Source organism: Paraburkholderia phenoliruptrix (assembly GCF_902859825.1).
GTDB classification, from domain to species: Bacteria; Pseudomonadota; Gammaproteobacteria; order Burkholderiales; family Burkholderiaceae; genus Paraburkholderia; species Paraburkholderia phenoliruptrix.
Window position 1 is genome coordinate 269,117 of sequence record NZ_CADIKB010000004.1, and the last position, 20,293, is coordinate 289,409.

Consider the following 20,293-nt stretch of genomic DNA (forward strand, 5'->3'; position numbering starts at 1 on the left):
GCGGCGGGTGGTAGCGGCCAGGAGACACTGCGTATGAATCTGGACTATTCCCCCGCGGAGAAGGCGTTCCGCGCCGAGATCCGCGCCTGGCTCGAAGCCAGCCTGCCTCGCGAACTGAGCGAGAAGGTACTCAATCACAAGCGGCTGAATCGCGAAGACTTCGCAAGCTGGCACAAACTGCTGGGCGCGCGCGGCTGGTCGGCTGTGGCCTGGCCGAAGGAATACGGCGGCCCAGGCTGGGACGCGACCCAGCGTCATATCTGGGACGAAGAGTGCGCGCGTGTCGGTGCGCCCACGGTGTTGCCATTCGGTGTCTCCATGGTTGCGCCGGTCCTCATGAAATACGGCAACGAGGCCCAAAAACGCTACTACCTGCCGCGCATTCTCGACGGTACCGACTGGTGGTGTCAGGGCTACTCGGAGCCCGGCTCCGGTTCCGACCTCGCGTCGCTACGTACGCGTGCTGAACGGGTCGGGGATCACTACCTGGTCAATGGGCAGAAAACGTGGACTACATTGGGGCAGCACGCCGATATGATGTTCTGTCTTGTGCGCACGGACAGCGGCGCCAAGAAGCAGGAGGGGATCTCGTTCCTGCTTATCGACATGAAAACGCCCGGCATCACGGTCCGTCCGATCATCACGCTCGACGAAGACCATGAAGTCAATGAAGTTTTCTTCGAAGGCGTAAAAGTGCCCGTCGACAATCTGGTCGGCGAGGAGAACCGCGGCTGGACCTACGCGAAGTATCTGCTCGGGCACGAGCGCACCGGCATCGCACGAGTCGGGCAGTCAAAGCGCGAGCTGGTTTTCCTCAAGCGTCTCGCGCTCGATCAGAAAAAGAACGGCAAACCGCTTTTGCACGACCCGGTGTTCGCCGCCAAAGTTGCAAATCTGGAAATCGAACTGATGGCGCTCGAAGTCACCGTGCAGCGCGTGGTGGCCAACGAGGCAGGCGGACGTGGGCCGGGTCCCGAGGCCTCGATGCTCAAGATCAAAGGCACGGAGGTGCAACAGGCGTTGACCGAACTCATGTTCGAAGCCATTGGACCGCTTGCCGCGCCGTTCGACGTGCCGTTCCTCGAGGGCGAGCGCCAACACAGCCTTGCTGGCGACGACGATGCGGCGCCGTTAGCCGCGTATTACTTCAACTTCCGCAAGACGTCGATCTACGGCGGGTCGAACGAAATTCAAAAGAACATCATCGCCCAGATGATTCTCGGACTTTGAGGAGCGGCGCATGGACTTCACCTTCAACGACGAGCAACAGCAGTTTGCCGACGCGCTGCGCCGCTATCTGGATAAGGGCTACGGCTTCGAAGCGCGCCAGGCGATCGTGCGGTCGGACACTGGTGTCTCTGAGGCCCACTGGGCAGCCTTCGCCGAGTTGGGCCTGACGGCATTACCGGTGCCAGAAGCACACGGCGGTTTCAACGGCGGACCAGTCGACATGCTGGTCGTCATGCAGGAACTGGGCCGTGCGCTGGTGGTCGAGCCATATTGGGCGAGCGCCGTGGGCATCGAGGCCGTGCGCCTCGCCGGCACAGGGCAGGGCGAAGATGCATCGCTGCTCGAGCGCGCGGCTCAAGGCAAGATCAAGCTGGCGTTTGCATTCCACGAACCGCAGGCGCGCTACGACCTGTTCGATGTGGCAACCACTGCACATGACGCAGGCGAGCAGCAGACGCTTATCGGAAGGAAGTCGGTAGTGCTGCATGGCGCGCAGGCGAATTACTGGATCGTTCCGGCGCGCGTGAATGGCGAAATCGCGTTATTCGTCGTTGCGCGCGAGGCCGCCGGTGCGAAGATCACCGATTACCGCACCATCGACGGGCAGCGCGCTGCCACGCTGGAGTTCGACCGCACGCCGGCACGCCGTCTGAGCGGGCGGCACTCGGGCGCGGCCGCTCTCGAGCATATCGCGGATTACGGCACGCTGTTGCTGTGTGCGGAAGCCATCGGCGCGCTCGACGCATTGAACACGGCAACGGTCGACTACACGAGGACGCGCCAGCAGTTCGGTCAGCCCATCGCACGCTTCCAGGTCTTGCAGCACCGTATGGTCGAGATGCTGATTCACGCCGAGCAGGCGCGTTCGCTCACCTACCTGGCCGCCATGCGCTATTCGAGCGAAGATGCCGATGAGCGCCGCCGCGCAATCTCCGCGGCGAAGGTGCGCGTGGGGCAGGCCGCACGGTTCGTCGGCCAGCAGGCGGTGCAGTTGCACGGCGGAATGGGCGTCACGAACGAGGTCGCCGCGGCGCATCTGTTCAAGCGTCTCGCTATCATTGAAACGACATTGGGCGACGTCGATCATCATCTTGCACGCTTTGCCGCGCTGCCGGGGTTTGTCAGTACCGAAGTCTGATTGGCCGATTGAATCGACAGCAAGGAGACAAAGAGATGGGTTTGAGTTACGAGGACATGACGGTCGGCTCCACGACCGAAGTGGGCAAGCACACTTTCACGCGCGAGGAGATCATCGAGTTTGCGGAGAAGTTCGACCCGCAGCCGTTCCATGTCGACGAGGCCGCGGCTGAAACCTCTGCGTTTCGGGGATTGGTGGCGAGCGGCTGGCATACCTGTTCGGTCATGATGGGCATGCTGGTGCGCAACGTACTCGCGGGCTCGACGTCGATGGGCTCGCCCGGCATCGACGAAATACGTTGGCTCAAGCCGGTGCGCGTCGGCGATACGATCACCATGACGAATTCGGTGCTCGACAAGCGCGTCTCGGAGAGCAAACCGGATCGCGGCATCGTGTCCACGCAATGGGCGGGCATCAATCAGCATGGCGAGACGGTGATCACGGTGCGCTCCAAAGGCTTGTTCGGGCTGCGCAACCCGGGCGCCGCGTCATGACGACGGAAAGCGTGTCGCCTGCTGCGGTGTTTTGCGACGCGGCGGCGTTGCATGCGCTCGTCGGCGGGGCGCCACTGCTAAGCGATTGGATAACGATCGATCAAGCGAGCGTGGATCGTTTTGCCGAAGCCACCGGCGACCAGCAATGGATCCACGTCGACCCCGAGCGCGCGCGGCGCGAGTCGCCATTCGGCGGTGCCATTGCGCACGGCTTCATGACGCTTTCCCTGATTCCCGGACTGCTGCAAAAAACCCTGCGGATCGAGCAACGCATGGCGGTGAACTATGGGCTCAATCGCGTCAGGTTTACGTCGCCTGTACTGGTGGGCGCGCAATTGCGCGCTCAATTCGCGGTGGCGTCCGTCGTGGATATCGAGCAGGCAGGCGTGCAAATAACGTGGAACGTCACGTTGGAGCGGCAAGGCAATGAGCGGCCGGTGTGCATTGCCGAGTTCATCACGCGCCATTATTTCTGACGCGCTCCGCCGCAAGCGTTAGACGGACGACGGCTAGCCGCATGCCAAGGCCAGGTCGCTTTGGCACCGCGACATTTCCAGTCAGGCCCGCGTGCGCGCCGTCGCGCCACGCCCCAACGCCCTAATGCTTTGCGTATTGTGTCGCGCCGAACAGCATTTCCTTGGCCTTGTCGTCCATCAGCGGCTTGCGGGCCGACGCGAGCACCGCGACGCCGCGCACCACCGCCGGACGCGCGGCGATTTCCTCATGCCATCGTTTCACGTTCGGAAACGCGTCGAGTTCGATGCCCTGGTTTTGCCACGAACGCGTCCAGGGGAACGACGCAATGTCGGCGATCGTATACTCGTTCCCGGCCAGGTACTGCGTCTTGCCGAGTTGCTTGTCCATCACGCCATACAGCCGCCGGGTTTCATTGGTGTAGCGGTTGATCGCGTACTCGATCGGCTCGGGCGCGTAAATGCGGAAGTGGTGCGTTTGCCCGAGCATGGGCCCGAGACCGCCCATCTGGAACATCAGCCATTGCAGTACCGAATAGCGGGCAGCGGGATCGGTCGGCAGGAAACGGCCGGTTTTCTCGGCGAGATAAATCAGGATCGCGCCCGATTCGAACAGCGCGAACGGTTTGCCGTCCGCCCTGCGTGGGCCGTCGGAGTCGGTAATCGCCGGAATCTTGTTGTTCGGGCTGATGTCGAGAAATTCGGCTTTGAACTGATCGCCGGCGCCGATGTCGACTGCGTGCACCGTGTACTCGAGGCCTGTCTCCTCGAGCATGATATGGACCTTGTGACCGTTAGGGGTCGCCCAGCTATAGACGTCGATCATCCTCGCTCCTTGCGTTCGTTAACGCGGCACCGCGAGGGCGCCGCGCTTCGCGAAAATTAGAGCATAGATCGCACGATGCTGCTGGCGAGCCGGCAGCGACGACGGGCGCTGCAAGACCGAACCTGCCGCCGACAAAACGCGCGTCAAATTCTGTCAGCAGTACCTCAAGCGCGCGTGACCGGCGTCTTGACACGATCCGCCGCGCCGGGCTCCATGTAACGCGCAAGTTCGAGCTTGGCAATCGCATTGCGATGCACTTCGTCCGGTCCGTCGGCGAAACGCAGCGTCCGGGCCGACGCGTAAGCGTACGCGAGCGGGAAGTCGTCGCTGACACCGCCGCCGCCGTGAGCCTGGATTGCCCAGTCGATGACCTGACACGCCATGTTCGGCGCCACAACCTTGATCATCGCGATTTCGCCGCGCGCTGCCTTGTTGCCCACGGTGTCCATCATGTACGCGGTTTTCAGCGTCAGGAGCCGTGCCTGTTCGATCAGGCAGCGCGCCTCGGCAATACGCTCCTGCGTCACGCCCTGCATGGCAACCGGCTTGCCAAAGGCGACGCGTTGCAGCGACCGTTTGCACATCAATTCGAGTGCGCGCTCTGCAAGGCCGATCAGACGCATGCAATGATGGATGCGTCCCGGTCCCAGGCGGCCCTGCGCAATCTCGAAGCCGCGCCCTTCGCCGAGCAGCATATTTGTCACCGGCACGCGCACGTTGTCGAGCGTAATTTCCATGTGGCCGTGCGGAGCGTCGTCATAACCGAACACGGAAAGCGGACGGTGCACCGTGATCCCGGTGGCGTCGGCGGGAACGAGGATCATTGACTGCTGTTGATGGCGCGGCGCCTCGGGATCGGTCTTGCCCATCACGATATAGATCTTGCAGCGCGGATCGCCCGCGCCCGACGACCACCACTTGTGACCGTTGATTACGTAGTAGTCGCCGTCGCGCACAATGCTGGTCTGGATATTGGTGGCATCCGACGAAGCGACTTCGGGCTCTGTCATCAGGAATGCAGAACGAATGTGCCCTTGCAGAAGCGGTTCAAGCCATTCGCGCTTGTTCTCCTCGCTGCCGTAGCGCTCGATCGTTTCCATGTTGCCGGTGTCGGGCGCGTTGCAATTGAACACCTCCGGCGCCCAGGGCACGCGCCCCATGATTTCGCACAACGGCGCGTATTCGAGGTTGGTGAGCCCGGCGCCGCGTACGGAATCCGGCAAAAACAGATTCCACAGGCCCGCGTCGCGCGCTGTCTGCTTGAGTTCCTCGATCAGTTCCGTCGGCTGCCATGCGTTGCCGTCTTGCCGATTCCGCGCAATCTCCGCGTAGAACGCGTGCTCATTGGGATAAATGTGCTCGTCGAAAAGGGCGAGCAGTTTTTCGCGCAGTGCCTGAACCTTTGGGGTGTAGTCGAAATTCATCTATAACCTCGCGGATAACGGACGATATTCAATGTTGGGCTGCGAGGCGCGCTCCGGCGCCCTCGCATCGCCGATCAACCCACCTTCTGCGCGTAACGCCAGGCGAGTTCCGCCATTGGCCGCGCGCGCCGGCCCGCATCGAGTGCTTGCGCGCTTGCCGCGGTGCCGTCGACGACTCGCTTCATGATGCCCTGCAGAATCGCCGCGATGCGAAACATGTTGTACGCCAGGTAGAAATTCCAGTCGCCGCGAATCTCGAAGCCTGTGCGCGCGCAATATTGCTCGACGTAGTGCTGCTCGTCGGGTATGCCCAGCGCGGCCCAGTCAAGGCCCGCGATGCCGCGGAACTGAGCGGGATCGACATGCCACGCCATGCAGTGATACGCGAAATCCGCGAGCGGATCGCCGAGCGTCGACAATTCCCAGTCGAGTACGGCCAGCACTTTCGGTTGCTTGCGATCGAAGATCAGATTGTCGAGCCGGTAATCGCCATGCACGATCGAGACGCGCTGGCCGCTTTCGGCGGGCATATGCTGCGGCAACCATTCGATGAGACGCTGCATCGCCTCGATCGGTTCGGTTTCCGACGCAAGGTACTGCTTGCTCCAGCGGCCGATCTGACGCGCAAAATAGTTGCCCGGCTTGCCATAGTCGGAAAGCCCCACGTCCGCCGGGTCGACGCTGTGCAGTGCGGCGATCACGCGGTTCATTTCATCGTAGATCGCGGCGCGTTCAGCGGCGCTCATGCCGGGCAGCGACGGGTCCCACAGCACACGGCCCTCAACGAACTCCATCACATAGAAGGCGCGCCCGATCACGCTTTCGTCCTCGCACAGCGCAAGCATTCTGGCGACGGGCATGTCCGTGCCGGCGAGCGCATGCATGACGCGGTATTCACGTTCGACGGCATGCGCGGACGGCAGCAATTTCGCCGCCGGCCCGGGCTTCGCGCGCATCACGTAAGCGCGCGAGGGCGTGACGAGCTTGAAGGTGGGATTCGACTGCCCGCCGGCGAACTGCTCGACCGTGAGCGGCCCCGAGAAACCGTCGACATGCCGCGTCAACCACGCGCCGAGCGCTTCATGGTCGAAGCGCTGCCGTTCATTGACAGGGCGCGTGCCCTCGAACGCCGAGTAATCCGCCCGCTGTTCCAGTTCGCCGCTTTCTGACGCTTGCACCATGTGTCTCCTCCGGTTCGGGTTCAGCTACGCGAGTATCGGATGAATTGTGCGTAGAGAATTTCCATCGTCGTATTGCGGATGTCGCGATGCAGCGGCGACGGCGGGGAATAATTGATCGCGCGCAGCACCCAGTCGCGCGGTGCCGAGCCGACGTCGAGTGCGTTGATGCAGCCCGTGGCCTGCGCAAGGTGGCCGAAGAATGTGCGGCCGCCGGCCGTGAGCGCATGCGAGAGAATCGCGCGATTCACCCCGCCGTGCAGCACCAGCAACACGGTGTCCCACGAGCTGTCCTCGCGCAACGCGGCGACGGCGGGCAGCACGCGGTCGAACAATTCGCCGATCGTCTCCCCGTCGAGAAAGCGCGTGCTTTCCGGCACGATCCCGTCGAACACGCCGAGAAACGCCGCTTCGAGATCCTGCAACGGAATCTGCAGCAGCTTGCCGCCGCGAATTTCATGCCACGCCGGTTCGATCTCCACTTCGATCCGCTGACCGGTCTCGGCCAGCACGCGCTGCGCGGTTTCCACGGTGCGCGGCAGTCCGCTCACGATCACACGGTCGAAGCGCACCTGCTGTTCGGCGAACACGCGGCCCGCGGCGCTTGCCTGCTCCCGGCCGTTGGCGTTCAAAGGCACGGTTTCGGGATCGATTGTCCGGCCGGAGTCGTCGAAGTACGTCACATCGCCGTGACGCATCAGATAGATGCGCCGGCGCTTCGGTAGCTGATAGGCGGGCATGGTCCCTCGCTTATTTGTAGACGGGCGCGCGTTTTTCGAGGAACGCGGAAATACCCTCCAGCGCGTCGCGATGATGCAGCGAGGCGACGAAGTTATCGCGTTCGGCAACGAGATGCGTGGAAAGCGGCTGCGTGCCGGCCGCGCAGACCAGGGTCTTGATGCGCGCGGCCGAATTGGGCGAGATCTTGCCGAGCTCGTCCGCCCATGCGACGGCGGCGTCGCGCGCCGTGCCCGGCTTCACGAGCCTGTTGACGACGCCGAGTTCGTGCAAACGCGCGGCGCCGATCGGCTTGCCTTCGATCAGCACTTCCGTGGCCAGCTGGCGAGGCAGCGCCTGCGCGAGGAACCACGAGCCCCCGCCGTCGGGTGTGAGGCCGACGCGCGCATACGACATCACGAATTTGGCGTCTTCGGCCGCGACGATCAGATCGCATGCCAGCGCGAGCGAAAAGCCGGCGCCGGCAGCCGCGCCGTCGACCGCGGCAATCACCGGTTTCGAGGACAGCCGCAGCGCCGAGATCCACTCGGCCAGCAGGTCGATGCTTTGTGCCTGCACCGAAGGGTCTTTCGCGCGGTTTTCGAGCAGACGGTTCAGGTTGCCGCCCGCGCAAAAAAAGTTGTCCGCGCCGGCGATCACCACGGCGCGAATAGATGGATCGCGTTCCACTGAATCGAGCGCTTCGATCCCGGCCGCATACATGTCGGGGTGCAACGCGTTGCGGGCGCCGGGGTTCGATAGCGTGAGAACCAGTGTCGATTCGCTTTCTGGGGGGCGCGAGGTGAGCAGTTCGGCGCTCATGATTGTGTCTCCGTATCGTTGTCTGCGGCGTCGCACTGAGTGAGCGACAGGCCGAGTTGCGCGCGGCGCGCGAGCCACGGCGACGGCCGGTAGCGCGGCTCGCCGAGCACGTCGAACATATTGCGCAAAATGGTGAGGATGGTTTTCGCGCCGAGTGCGTCGCCGAGTGCAAGCGGCCCGCGCGGATAGCCGAGGCCGAGCATCACGGCCAGGTCGATGTCTTCCGGCGACGCAATCTGCTTTTGCGCGATCTCGCAGCCGATGTTGACGATCGTTGCCACCACGCGCTGGGTGACGAACCCCGTCGAGTCGCGAATGACGGTGACCGGCACGCCGTCGGCGGCAAAGAGCGCGTGGCCGGCGTCGCGCGCGGCGCGCGTGGTGGCGGGCGTGGTCATCAGCGTGCGGCGTTGGGCGCCGACGAGTGGAAAGAGCGCGTCGATGGCGACGACGCGGCGCGCGTCGAGCGCTTCGGCGACGGCGGCCGTGGTGGCGTCGTGGCCGAACGGTGTGACGACAATCAGCGAATCGGCAGCGGGTGTCGCGCCTTCGTCTAGCGTCACGCCGGCTTTCCCGATGAGTTCCACGACGGCTTCGCGAGCTTCCGGGTATCGCTTGCTGACCCAGACGCTCGCCGGCAGCGCAGTGGGCGCGGGGGCTTCCGCGGCCGCCTGCTGCTTGCCGTCTTCATAGCGATAAAACCCTTCGCCGGTCTTGCGGCCGAGCAGTCCGCCCGCGAGCCGTGTGCCGGTAATGGGCGAGGGCGTAAAGCGCGGCTCCTCATAAAACTGATGGTAGATCGACTCCATCACCGGGTGTGAAACGTCGAGCGCGGTCAGGTCGAGCAGCTCGAACGGGCCGAGGCGAAAGCCCGCTTGCTCGCGCATGATTCGGTCGATGTCGGCGAAACTCGCCACGCCTTCGCCGGCCACGCGCAGGCCCTCGGTATTCATGCCTCGGCCCGCGTGATTGACGATGAAGCCAGGCATGTCTTTCGCGCGAACCGGCGTGTGGCCCATGCGGCGCGCGAGGTCCATCAACGCGTCACCTGCTTCGCGGTCGCTGCGCAGGCCGTCGATCACTTCGACCACTTTCATGAGCGGGACCGGATTGAAGAAGTGATAGCCGACCACGCGGGACGGGTCGCTACAGCCCGCGGCGATCGCCGTGATGGACAGCGACGACGTGTTCGACGCGAGCACGCAACGTCCGCTCACCACGGTCTCGAGTTCGCGAAAGAGCGCCTGCTTGACTTCGAGCTTTTCGACGATCGCCTCGATCACGAGATCGCAATCCACGAGTTCGCTGATCGAATGCGCGGCCTTGACGTTGGCGAGCGCGGCGAGCGAACGCGCGTCGTCGAGCTTGCCTTTGGCGGTGAGCTTGGCGAACGTGTCGGCGAGGTAATCGCGCGCGGCGCCGATTGCAGCCGGATTCGCGTCGTAGAGGCGCACGGTGAGACCGGCGAGCGCCGGGATCTGCGCGATGCCGCGGCCCATTGCTCCGCTGCCGACAATGCCGATAGTCTCGATGCTGAAATTGCGAGAGGTCATTGTGTTGCTCGACTCCATGGTTATTTTAGAATAGCACGCTCGTGCACATTACCTGACGGTTGCCGGGCGGCTGCCGCATCTGTTGATCAGCAGTTCAACAGTTTCACCTACGCAGGAAACAAGGAGACAACGATGATCAAGCTCTGCGGCTTTGCGCTTTCCAACTACTACAACAAGGTGAAGTTCGTTCTCCTCGAACACGGCATCGAGTTCGAGGAGGTGTTCGTCGAGCCGAGCCAGGACGAGGCGGTGCTCGCTCACTCGCCGCTCGGCAAAGTGCCTTATTTGCAGACGGAACACGGCGATTTGTGCGAATCGCAATGTATCGTCGAGTATCTCGCCGCGCGCTTTCCCGACAGGCAGATTTTCTCCGCGGATCCCTGGGAGGCGGCCAAGGAGCGCGAGTTGATCACGTTCGTCGATGTGCATCTCGAACTGACGGTGCGCAATCTGTACAAGGAAGCGTTTTTCGGCGGCACGGTGAGCGATGCGACCAAGGGCCGGGTCGAGAAGCTGCTCGCGCATCACATCGCGGGCTTCAGGCGGATAGCGAAGTTCGCGCCGTATTTGCGCGGCGAGCGGTTCAGCGTCGCGGATGCGGCCGGCTATGTAAGCTTGCCGCTCGTCGGCATGGCGACGCAGGCTGTCTATGGCCGCGATTTTCTGCTCGACGCCGGTCTGGACTGGAAGAGCTATGTGAAAGCGATCAACAGCCGGCCAGCCGCGCAGCGCGTGACCGAGGACCGCAAGGCGTATATCGCGGCGTCGCGTCCGGCCTGACTGAGGGCGCCGACCGGGGCACCGCGAAATGCCACACGAAGCGCAACACGAAGTGCAACGCGGAATGCAACCCGAAACGCGCCGCGCGGCATGAAGCGAGCCGCGGCGCCCGGCGCACGCGCTGGCCGCTGCGCGCGATGACGAGGAACGTGGGTTCGTTCGCAGCATCGCGCGTGACATGCTAGAGCTGCGCCAGCCGCTCGAGCGCCGTGGCGAGCGTGCTTTCCTGCTTCGCAAAACAGAAGCGCACTACGCCCGACTCGTGCGCCTCGTGATAGAACGCGGAGACCGGAATGGCGGCGACGCCGATTTCGCCGGTCAGCCATTGCGCGAACTCGGCTTCGGGCAGATCGCTGATGGCGGAATAGTCGACGCACTGAAAGTACGTGCCCGTGCAAGGCAGGAGCTTGAAGCGGGAATGGGCGAGGCCGGCGCGGAAGAAATCGCGCTTCTTCTGATAAAACGCCGGCAGCTCCAGATACGGCGCCGGGTCTTTCATATACTCGGCGAGACCGATCTGCATCGGCGTGTTCACGGTGAAGACGTTGAACTGATGGACTTTGCGGAATTCGGCGGTCAGCGCGGCCGGCGCCGCAACGTAGCCGACTTTCCAGCCGGTCACGTGATACGTTTTGCCGAAGCTCGACACGACGAAACTGCGTTGCGCCAGCTCCGGATAACGCGCCACGCTTTCGTGCGGTGCGCCGTCGTACACCATGTGTTCGTACACTTCGTCCGAGAGAATCAGCACGTTGGTACCGCGCACGATGTCTTCAAGCTTGCGCATGTCTTCGGCGCGCCAGACGGTGCCGGTCGGATTGTGCGGCGTATTGATCAACAAAAGCCGCGTTTTCGGCGTGATGGCGGAGGCGAGCCTGTCGAACGGGATCGCGTAGTCCGGCGCCTCCAGTGTGACGAATACGGGTTTGCCGCCCGCCAGCTCGATGGACGGAAGATAGCTGTCGTAGGTCGGTTCGATGACGATCACTTCGTCGCCCGGATGGACCGTGCACAGAATCGCGGTCAACAGCGCCTGGGTCGCGCCCGCCGTGACGGTGATTTCCGTGGCGGCGTCATAGCGGCGGCCGTACAGACTGGCGATTTTGCTGGAGATCGCTTCGCGCAGCGACGCGGCGCCTGCCATCGGCGGATACTGGTTGTGGCCGTCGCGCATTGCATTCGCAACCGCCTCCACGATGCGCGGATCGCAGCCGAAGTCGGGAAAGCCCTGGCCGAGGTTCACCGCGCCTTTTTCGGCGGCGAGCGCGCTCATCACGGTGAAGATCGTGGTGCCGACATTCGGCAGGCGCGAGGGAAACGAGGGACTCATGGGCGTGTCGTGCGGTGCATTCATGGCGCTGTTCGGGCAGGACGGGTGAGTGGGCGCAGGCATCGTTTGAAACCCGCGAAGCCTGATTGTAGGGAATCGCGGCGCCGCGTGCGCGGCCGCGCCGCAGCGCGGGTTCGAAGCCTAGGGTTATACCGGGCTTTCCATGGCTGCGGCTCGGCTCGTCGAACCGCCAGGTGCGTTGCCGGCAGGATCAGCCAGCGAGGCGGCGAACGGCGCGGGCTGCGCGATCTGAAAGCCGAAATCGCGCGCGATCCGCTTCGCGAGCTTCAATACGGCGCGATCTTTCGAAATCAGCCAGTGCGCCTGTGCGGCATGCGCGAGTTCGAGGAATTTCTGATCGTCGCGGTCCTTGCATCTGGGGAGCGGCCGCGCGTCTTCGGGCTGCGCAGCAGGTTCGACAAGCTGCGCGAGGCGCCCGAGAACGGCGAGCGCGGCGGACTTGTCCACCTTGCGTTCGACGAACTGCGGATAGTCGAGCACGTAAGTGAGTTCGGCGAGGCAGCGCGCGTCGATCAGCGCGGCGAGGGCGCCGCTTTCAAGCGCGGCGCGAATGGGCCGCGTGTGCGGATCGTCGAACACGAGAATGTCGATCCAGACATTGGAATCGAGAACGACGCGCAAAGCGCCGCGTGAGGCATGGGAACCGGGCATTCGTTACAATCTGGCTTTCGTCTTTGACCGCCAGGCACGGCGTGCCTGCAAGCCTCTATGATAATCGTTCTGTCGCCGGCGAAATCGCTCGACTACGACACCCCGCCTCACGTCAAGAAGCACACCATTCCCGATTTTGTCGACGATGCCGCCGAATTGATCAGCGGCCTGCGTCGTTTGTCGCCGCAACAGATCGCCTCGCTCATGAGCATTTCCGATCAGCTGGCGCACCTCAATTTCGAGCGCTATGCGCAGTGGTCGCCGCGCTTCGGCACGGACAACGCGAAGCAGGCCGTGCTCGCGTTCAACGGCGACGTGTATGAGGGCTTGAACGCGAAGACGTTGTCGTCGGCGGATCTGGACTTTGCCCAGAACCACGTGCGCGTGTTGTCCGGGCTCTATGGGCTGCTGCGTCCGCTCGATCTGCTGCAGCCGTATCGTCTGGAAATGGGCACGCGCCTCGCCAACCCGCGCGGCAAAGACCTGTACGCATTCTGGGGCGAGCGCATCACCCAAGCCTTGAACGTGCAATTGAAGAAGCGCGCGGCGGGCTCGCGGGTGCTGGTGAACTGCGCGTCGGGTGAGTATTTCAGGTCGGTCAAGCCGAAGCTGCTGGAAGCGCCGGTCATCACGCCGGTGTTCGAGGACTGGAAGGGCGGCCGCTACAAGATCATCAGCTTTCATGCAAAGCGCGCGCGCGGGCTGATGGCGCGCTATGTCGTCGAACATCGCCTCGACCAGCCGGAACAGCTGAAGGCGTTCGACTCGGAAGGCTATGCGTTCGACGTTCAGGCCTCGAACGATTCCACTTACGTATTCCGCCGCCGCGTCGCCGAATAAGCGGAACGCCGCCCGGCGGAGCGCCGCCCGGGGGTTTGCCGCACACCCTGCAGAGAATCACATCATGACTATATCGATTACGAGCAACTTCGACGCGGGCGCAATCGAGGTGCTGTCCTGCGCGCAAGCCGGGGACATCCGCCTGCGCGTCAGGCCCGACAGCCATGCGGACTTCGCGCAGTGGTTCTACTTCCGGCTCTCGGGCGCGGCAGGCGAGCGCTGTGTGATGACCTTCGAGAATGCGGCGGCGTGCGCCTTTGCGGAAGGTTGGCGCGACTACCAGGCCGTGGCCAGCTACGACCGCGTCAACTGGTTTCGCGTGCCGACGTCCTACGACGGCCGCGTGCTCATCATCGACCATACGCCGGAGTTCGACCACATTTACTACGCGTACTTCGAGCCGTACAGCGAGGAACGTCACGCCGAGTTTCTCGGCGCCGTTCAGCAGATGCCGCATGCCGCGCTCACCGAACTGGGCACGACCGTCGAGGGCCGGCCGGTGTCGCTGCTCACGCTCGGCACGCCGCGAAGCGGCGACACGCCGAAGAAGAACATCTGGCTGATCGCGCGTCAGCATCCCGGCGAAACAATGGCCGAATGGTTTATCGAAGGGCTCGTAAAGCGGCTCGTCGGCTGGGGCGATTGGGCGGGCGATCCGGTTGCGCGCAAGCTGTACGATCACGCCGTGTTTCATATCGTGCCCAACATGAACCCGGACGGCAGCGTGCACGGAAACCTGCGCACGAACGCGGCGGGCGCTAATCTGAACCGCGAGTGGATGGAGCCGGACGCCGCCCGAAGTCCCGAGGTCCTCGTGGTGCGTGACGCAATTCGCGCAACCGGTTGTGATCTGTTCTTCGACGTTCACGGCGACGAGGCGCTGCCTTACGTGTTCGTGGCGGGCTCCGAGATGCTGCCGGGATTCACCGAGCGGCAAGCCGAGGAACAGAAAGCCTTTATCGAAGCATTCAAACAGGCGAGCCCTGATTTCCAGGACAAGTACGGCTACGCGGCGAGCAAGTATCGCGAAGATGCGCTCAAGCTGGCGTCGAAATATATCGGCAACGAATTTGGCTGTTTGTCATTGACGCTGGAAATGCCGTTCAAGGACAACGCCAACTTGCCTGACGAACGGGTGGGCTGGAACGGCGAGCGCAGCGCGTCGCTCGGCGCGGCGATGCTGCAGGCCATTTTGTGGCATCTGGAGAGGTTCGCCTGATGGGTGGCGGCACACAAAGGCACACATGGATTGCGCGTGTGCCTTTGTGTTGCCGTGAGCGCGCGCCGCGGATTTCATCACGACACGCGCTGAAGATTGCCCACTCTGGCGGTATTACCAGCGCCCAAGATGGGACGGGGGCGGCGTTGCCGACCGCGCGTGGTGACGCGCGTTCTTCGCCTAATGCTTCTTCTTCGCCGGTGCTTTCTTGCTGGACGATTTGCTCGACGTGCCTTTCGACGACTTGGCCGTGCTTTTCTTTGCACCTTTGCTGGTTGCCGCCTGCTTGCCCTTGCCGCCACGATGCTTGCCCGACGTCGCACGCGACTGTGAATGTTCCGCGCTGCGCGCCCGTGCGGGCGGCACCGGGTCGTTCCAGCTGAACGCGAGCATTTGCGAGCCGACATAGCCGCAACGGAATTTCAGGTCGGCAGCGTCGCCTCCGCCGTTCTGGCGGATGCCGAGCCCTTCCACCGTGACGATGTTGTCCACCTTGACGCGCTGCTTGCCTTCGTCGAACGAATCGTTCCACGGTGTGATCGAGGCGTGCGCGCTGTCGAAGGAACTGGGTGGGAATTCGACGTGATCAAAAGCGGTCGATGTGCTCGCGACAAAATTGCCATGCGCGGCGCAATCCGCTACGAGCGGGTCGGCGTGCATTTCATTGACAAATTTGTTGACGAGATCGTTGTGCTGTTCGAGTTGGTCGGCGAATGCGGGCGCGGTGCAGACAAGCGAGAGACTTGCTGCCAATGTTGCCAACCGGCCGACCAGCCGCAGCAATCGGCGCGGTGCGTTGGTGCAATCCATCAAGTTCGTTAGACGCTAATGAGACGTGAGGCACGTAAGATGCCTGGCGACATGGTTGAGTTCAATCGTGCCGCAACTATTTTTCGACCGCTGTTTGACCGGGCTCTGCACAGGCTCGCGCGTGTTCGCACGCACGCCGCGCAACGCGGTCGCTTTGGCGCGAGCGGTGCGTACGGGCTTGTCGGCGTTCACGTGCGTGGGCCGCCGAGCCGGTATCGCCGAACATCATAAGTGGTGACCCATGCGGGGCGGTAGACCGCGATCAATGCCGTCGACATTCCCGTGAACCATGCCTCGCCCGTGGCGAGTAAAAGCACGCTGAGCGCGTAGCCTGCGGGCACGACAGTCGGCGAGCCGTCGGCAAGCGCGACATGAACGCCGAGCGCCGCCGCCGCCGTGAGCGAAACGGCAATAGCCGGCGACACAAAGCCCTGGCCGAAGATGAACATAAAGAGATTGCGCGGCAGCCACGCAACGCTGGCCCGTTGAAGCAGTGTCGAGATGCCGACCGGCACCGCGCCGAACACGAGGAAAGTCAGCGCGATGCCTTGCCACGGTGCGTCGAAGATGAGGCCCGCGAGACCCGTGACCACTGCCATGGCAATGAGCGCGAGTGCCCAGTCGAACAGCGTCACGACGAGCGTTGCGCCGAGCAGATGCATGACGGTTCCGTCGTCGAGCCAGGCGTTGCTTGCCCACAGCACCGATACGGCCACGATGATGGCCAGCCAGACATGCTGCAATGTGCCGTCCTGAAGACGTTTGAAAGGATTTTTCCACAGCGCGAGCGCGACCACTATCGCAGTGACGATCCAGCCACCGACAGCGATCCAGAACGGAAGCGGTGTGTAGAGGAAACCCATGAGTCTCATATTACTCGTTGGACGACAAAAGGTGTGAGCGGATTCCGTGCCAGCCGGTACACGCACTGGCAGAAACCGCGCGTCACGCTGCCGGCGCGCGCGTCGTCACATCACGAGGAACGTTCCGTAACGGGCTCAGACGGAAGCTTCGCAGCAGGCGCCTCGTCGTAGGCCGTGCCGGGCTCGGCTGCCATCGGCAGGGGCGCTGCCGTGTCGTTAGCCGACAACGGGTATTCGAAGCGCCGCTGAGAGGCGCGCCGCAGCGGCACCAGACCGGCTTGACCCATGACCGGCCGCATCAGGTTGTCCCCTTTGTTGCGCAGTACTTGCAATTGGTTCGTCAGCCATCCGTTGTAAAGCGCGACCGCGGCGGCACGATTCGGTGCGCCGAGCTGCTGGAATATGCTTGTCAGGTGGATCTTGACCGTACCTTCACTGATGCCGAGCGTGCGCGCAATCATCTTGTTGGTGCTGCCCATATGGACGCAGCGCATGATCTGCTCCTGGCGGGGCGAGAGTCCATTGGACAACCGCGCGCGGCGCGGCGGCGGGTTCTTTTCGTCGAACGGCCGGATGGCGGTGTCCGCGGGCAGCGGCGGATTGAGCGGCAAAGCGCCCGGGGGCACATAGTGTCCGCCCAGCAACACCATTTCAAAGGCGCGCACGATCAGGCAAGGATCGGTCTCGCGCGCGACGACACCGCGCACGCCCTCGTCCATGAGCTCGCCCACTACCTTCGGCGAAATCTTGTCGGTCAGCACTGCGATGCGCAGATCCGGGTAGTGGCTGAGCAGATGCCGGACGTCCTTGACAGACATCCAGTCCTGCCAGTCGATCACGAGCAGATCGGGCCATTGACGCTTGAGCGTGCGCTCGACCTGGCGCCAGTCTTGCCCTTCGTTAAAGCGTGCCAGCCGGTTGATTTGCCGCAACAACGCTTTGAGGCCGTCGCGTCGTTCCGCGTCTGAGTTGAGTATCGAGAATCGCATGCATGTCTCCAGATGAATCGGGCGAATTGGCGCGATGCATTCGCGAGGCGTGTGGCCGGGCGTTGCGATGCGTCGCCGTGACTATGATGACAAATTCCCTTCGATTTGACGGCTGTCCGAAAGGCATAGGAGGCATCAGGCATAAAAAAGCCCCGCGCGCGGCGGGGCTTCCTGCGGAGCTGCGATGCGCCGGCGGCGCGCCTGTTTAATGGAAGTGCGGCTGGGCGGGCTCGGCATCTTCCGGCATTTCGGCGTGGACGATTTCGCCGAGCGGGTCGGCGTACAACGGCACGCCGCAGTCATCGCAATATTCGGGCTCGAAGCGGCCGGCGTGGCGCCGCACGTCGGTCACGCCGGTTTCCTTGAGCAGCGCGACGATTTCCTCGAGCGGAGCATCTGGGGCGGCGGTTTCCTGCGGCTCTTCGTCGATGCCGGCTTCCCCGTTTTCGCGGCCGTATAGCGGCCACACGACGCCGTAGATGACGTCATTGCTGCCGCGGCGCGTGAAGCCGACGCGGTATTCGTCGATGCGACGCTCGCCGAAGCCGGCGACCACCGCGCGCAGGTCCTGCGGCGCTGCGCCAATTGTGTCGAAAAGATAACGCACGGCGGTCCGCACGGTGTGGGGCCGCACGCGTTCGTCAGCATCACGGCACGCGGAATAGTAGGCGTCGGGCAGCAGACACTCGAACTCGCAGCCCGGCAGCACGAGCGACAGATTGGCGCCGCCTTGCGTTGCCCACTGCTCGAGACATTGGCCGCGCTCGATGCGGTTGCCGTGTTCTTCTTCCTGCCAGCGAAAGGTCGGCTCGCCGACCGGCGCGGCCACTACCGCTAGCAGGAAGCGCGGGTCGGCGAGAATCGGCGAGGTTTCCGGCAGTTCGCCGAAGTTCAGCTTGAGACTGCCGCCGGCCATGGCGGCCTGCGCGAGCTGCTGCGCAATGCGCCAGGTTTCGACGTGATGGCGCGGCAACTGGTCGATGCTGTACAAAAACGGCGCCATGGCGACGCGCGTATTGGCCGCGAGCACATGAGCCTGCAGATGCGCGCGCAAGGCGTCGGCGGCGTCGGCTTTGAGCGGGCCGGACGGGATCATGTAGCGGGTCCACGCGAGGACCGGCGCGGCAATCAGCAATGCCTCATACGACGCACCCTCGTGCTCGATGACGAACGATTCGCTGTGCGTTTCGGCCATGTCGGCGAGCGCGCCGTAAGCGTCGGGATGATTCTGCTGCAGATGGTCGAGTGCGGCGTCGAGCGTGGTCTGATTGCCGTTGCGCACGATCCTGGCTAGCAGCGCGTCGAGTTTCGCTTCCCAGAAGCGGTCCTCGGTACGGCTGCCCGACGCGAAAAGCGCGAGCGAAAGACCGACAAGCTTGTCGGCATCGGGGGGGAGACGTTTGGCGATTCGCGAGCGCATAAATCCGGAAGTTTGGGTGTGCACAGAACCTTATATTCTAGTCGTTTCCGGGACGCCATATTGTTTGGCGCGTAGTGCCGGATCGATTAGGACGTTTCAAGACCAAAAATCAGACTGGTGGCGTAGGTCGGACAGACTTCGCGTCCCGACTTCGTCAAATAATATAAGACGGCAGGCGGGTGGAAGTCGCTTCTATATACTGAGCGCTTTTTGCGGGCGCCCGGGCGGCGTCCGGGCTTGCCGCCACGGTCTGGCGCAACAGGAGATTCATGGTGAAATCCGACCAATTGATTGAACGTCTGGCCGCGGTGTTCGCGCTGATTATCCTGGTGGGCGGCTCCTTGCTTGTCCTCGCTCCGTTCACCACGGCTTTGCTGTGGGGTGCGATCCTAAGCTACAGCTCCTGGGGGTTTTACCGGAGGCTGACCGCGGCAGTCGGCGGCAGGCGTAAATGGGCCGCCACGTTGATCGTGCTGATCATTCTGATCGTGGTGCTCGGGCCGTTCGTCTATGCGGGTTTTGCGTTCGGCGCGCACGTCCACGACATCGTGGCGCTGGTTCAAAGGCTGTTCGAAGCCGGACTGCCGGATCTGCCGCCTTGGGTGGCGCGAATTCCCGTGGTCGGTTCGAGCATCGAAAGTTTCTGGGAGACGCTGACAAGCAGCAATTCCGAGTTGATCGCGCAGTTGCGCACTCTGGCCGCGCCGGCCGGCAAGTGGATTCTTTCTGCGGCGATTGCCGTCACGCACGGTCTTGGCCTGCTCGCGTTAAGTATCGTGCTGGCCTTTTTCTTTTACACCGGAGGCGAGGGCGCGGGCGCGTGGCTGAACGCGGGCATGCGGCGCATTGCCGGTGAGCGCGCCGATTATCTGCTGGCGCTGGCAGGCAGCACCGTCAAGGGTGTGGTCTACGGAATCCTGGGCACTGCGCTTGTTCAGGGCATTCTGGCGGGGTTCGGCTGCTGGATCGCTGGCGTGCCGGCGCCTGCATTGCTGGGGCTCGCGACGTTTTTCCTCTCGGTGATACCAGGCGGCCCGGTAATAGTATGGTTGCCCGCGGCCATCTGGCTCTATCACGGCGGGGCGACCGGCTGGGCCATCTTCCTCGTCGTGTGGGGCGTACTGGTGGTCGGCATGTCGGACAATGTGATCAAGCCGATTCTCATCGGGAAAAATAGTGACATGCCGTTGATTCTCGTCATGCTGGGCATTCTCGGCGGCGCGTTCGCGTTTGGCTTCCTCGGGGTGTTCATCGGGCCGACGTTGCTGGCGGTTGCGTACACGGTGCTGCACGACTGGACCATCGGAGCGCCTGCGGCAGGCTCATTGACACCAGACGTTAAACCGCCTGTTGCCGGAGAAATAGGGCGTATCGAAAAGGCGCCTTGAATAAATGCGGATTGGGGCTTGCAACCCGTCGCGGGGCTCGCTAGAATCTCGCTCTTTCGTGCTCCGGACGCCGGGGCACGGGAAGCGGGAAAGCCAGCAGTGGCAAGGCTTCCGGCGGTGGCAGCAG

General features: G+C 63.3%; 20 protein-coding genes. 8 read left to right on the top strand and 12 right to left on the bottom strand.

Annotated elements, in window-relative coordinates; translation table 11 throughout:
- Positions 1–33 precede the first annotated feature (33 nt).
- Genes HV711_RS07530 through HV711_RS07545 form a run of 4 tightly spaced genes read left to right on the top strand, consistent with a single transcriptional unit; the run spans position 34 to position 3,338 of the window.
- Positions 34–1,230 (top strand): acyl-CoA dehydrogenase family protein, encoded by a 1,197-nt coding sequence (locus HV711_RS07530; RefSeq protein WP_035487003.1) that lies wholly within the window; start codon positions 34–36, stop codon positions 1,228–1,230.
- 10 nt (positions 1,231–1,240) lie between these two features.
- Positions 1,241–2,368, top strand: coding sequence for an acyl-CoA dehydrogenase family protein (locus HV711_RS07535; RefSeq protein WP_028360556.1), 1,128 nt, complete (start codon positions 1,241–1,243; stop codon positions 2,366–2,368).
- Between the two features lie 35 nt (positions 2,369–2,403).
- On the top strand, positions 2,404–2,862 hold the full coding sequence (locus tag HV711_RS07540) for a MaoC family dehydratase (protein ID WP_035487006.1): 459 nt from the start codon (positions 2,404–2,406) through the stop codon (positions 2,860–2,862).
- Positions 2,859–3,338 (top strand): MaoC family dehydratase, encoded by a 480-nt coding sequence (locus tag HV711_RS07545; RefSeq protein ID WP_035487008.1) that lies wholly within the window; start codon positions 2,859–2,861, stop codon positions 3,336–3,338. The genes HV711_RS07540 and HV711_RS07545 overlap by 4 nt, the downstream gene beginning before the upstream one ends.
- A gap of 121 nt (positions 3,339–3,459) precedes the next feature.
- Here the strand turns inward: HV711_RS07545 and HV711_RS07550 are convergent, their stop codons facing one another.
- The 6 genes from HV711_RS07550 to HV711_RS07575 form a co-directional block, all read right to left on the bottom strand.
- Positions 3,460–4,161 carry a glutathione binding-like protein gene (locus tag HV711_RS07550; RefSeq protein WP_035487011.1) on the bottom strand — a complete coding sequence of 234 codons (702 nt, stop codon included), beginning with the start codon at positions 4,159–4,161 and terminating at the stop codon, positions 3,460–3,462.
- A 164-nt stretch (positions 4,162–4,325) separates the two neighbouring features.
- On the bottom strand, positions 4,326–5,585 hold the full coding sequence (locus tag HV711_RS07555) for an acyl-CoA dehydrogenase family protein (protein WP_035487015.1): 1,260 nt from the start codon (positions 5,583–5,585) through the stop codon (positions 4,326–4,328).
- Between the two features lie 74 nt (positions 5,586–5,659).
- Positions 5,660–6,766: a phosphotransferase gene (locus tag HV711_RS07560; RefSeq protein ID WP_035487018.1), complete on the bottom strand. Its 1,107-nt coding sequence runs from the start codon at positions 6,764–6,766 to the stop codon at positions 5,660–5,662.
- A gap of 20 nt (positions 6,767–6,786) precedes the next feature.
- Positions 6,787–7,503, bottom strand: coding sequence for a histidine phosphatase family protein (locus HV711_RS07565; RefSeq protein WP_035487021.1), 717 nt, complete (start codon positions 7,501–7,503; stop codon positions 6,787–6,789).
- A 10-nt stretch (positions 7,504–7,513) separates the two neighbouring features.
- Positions 7,514–8,302 (bottom strand): oxepin-CoA hydrolase, alternative type, encoded by a 789-nt coding sequence (locus HV711_RS07570; RefSeq protein WP_028360562.1) that lies wholly within the window; start codon positions 8,300–8,302, stop codon positions 7,514–7,516.
- Positions 8,299–9,855 carry a 3-hydroxyacyl-CoA dehydrogenase gene (locus tag HV711_RS07575; protein WP_035487023.1) on the bottom strand — a complete coding sequence of 519 codons (1,557 nt, stop codon included), beginning with the start codon at positions 9,853–9,855 and terminating at the stop codon, positions 8,299–8,301. The genes HV711_RS07570 and HV711_RS07575 overlap by 4 nt, the downstream gene beginning before the upstream one ends.
- Before the next feature lie 132 nt (positions 9,856–9,987).
- On the opposite strand from HV711_RS07575, the gene HV711_RS07580 reads away from it, so the two are divergent.
- Positions 9,988–10,635, top strand: coding sequence for a glutathione S-transferase family protein (locus HV711_RS07580; RefSeq protein WP_013587799.1), 648 nt, complete (start codon positions 9,988–9,990; stop codon positions 10,633–10,635).
- Between the two features lie 181 nt (positions 10,636–10,816).
- Here the strand turns inward: HV711_RS07580 and HV711_RS07585 are convergent, their stop codons facing one another.
- Positions 10,817–11,989 (bottom strand): pyridoxal phosphate-dependent aminotransferase, encoded by a 1,173-nt coding sequence (locus HV711_RS07585; protein WP_035487025.1) that lies wholly within the window; start codon positions 11,987–11,989, stop codon positions 10,817–10,819.
- 123 nt (positions 11,990–12,112) lie between these two features.
- Positions 12,113–12,637: a putative toxin-antitoxin system toxin component, PIN family gene (locus tag HV711_RS07590; protein WP_035487027.1), complete on the bottom strand. Its 525-nt coding sequence runs from the start codon at positions 12,635–12,637 to the stop codon at positions 12,113–12,115.
- Between the two features lie 57 nt (positions 12,638–12,694).
- On the opposite strand from HV711_RS07590, the gene yaaA reads away from it, so the two are divergent.
- Positions 12,695–13,477 carry a peroxide stress protein YaaA gene (gene yaaA / locus HV711_RS07595; protein ID WP_013587802.1) on the top strand — a complete coding sequence of 261 codons (783 nt, stop codon included), beginning with the start codon at positions 12,695–12,697 and terminating at the stop codon, positions 13,475–13,477.
- A gap of 64 nt (positions 13,478–13,541) precedes the next feature.
- Positions 13,542–14,696: a M14 family metallopeptidase gene (locus tag HV711_RS07600; protein WP_028360567.1), complete on the top strand. Its 1,155-nt coding sequence runs from the start codon at positions 13,542–13,544 to the stop codon at positions 14,694–14,696.
- A gap of 180 nt (positions 14,697–14,876) precedes the next feature.
- Here HV711_RS07600 and HV711_RS07605 read toward each other — a convergent pair whose 3' ends face one another.
- The 4 genes from HV711_RS07605 to HV711_RS07620 all read right to left on the bottom strand — a co-directional run bounded on the left by HV711_RS07605 (position 14,877) and on the right by HV711_RS07620 (position 18,778).
- Positions 14,877–15,506 carry a BspC domain-containing protein gene (locus tag HV711_RS07605; protein ID WP_015002180.1) on the bottom strand — a complete coding sequence of 210 codons (630 nt, stop codon included), beginning with the start codon at positions 15,504–15,506 and terminating at the stop codon, positions 14,877–14,879.
- Positions 15,507–15,694: 188 nt separating this feature from the next.
- The gene (locus tag HV711_RS07610) at positions 15,695–16,369 is read right to left on the bottom strand and encodes an energy-coupling factor ABC transporter permease (protein ID WP_015002181.1); all 675 of its coding nucleotides are present in this window, start codon (positions 16,367–16,369) and stop codon (positions 15,695–15,697) included.
- Positions 16,370–16,479: 110 nt separating this feature from the next.
- Positions 16,480–17,358, bottom strand: a complete 879-nt coding sequence (locus HV711_RS07615) for a helix-turn-helix transcriptional regulator (RefSeq protein ID WP_028360569.1) — start codon at positions 17,356–17,358, stop codon at positions 16,480–16,482.
- Positions 17,359–17,563: 205 nt separating this feature from the next.
- Complete coding sequence (locus HV711_RS07620; protein ID WP_013587807.1) at positions 17,564–18,778, bottom strand: DUF2863 family protein; 1,215 nt, start codon at positions 18,776–18,778, stop codon at positions 17,564–17,566.
- A 272-nt stretch (positions 18,779–19,050) separates the two neighbouring features.
- Here HV711_RS07620 and HV711_RS07625 point away from each other — a divergent pair, with 272 nt between their 5' ends.
- Positions 19,051–20,166 carry an AI-2E family transporter gene (locus HV711_RS07625; protein WP_028360570.1) on the top strand — a complete coding sequence of 372 codons (1,116 nt, stop codon included), beginning with the start codon at positions 19,051–19,053 and terminating at the stop codon, positions 20,164–20,166.
- Positions 20,167–20,293 lie beyond the last annotated feature (127 nt).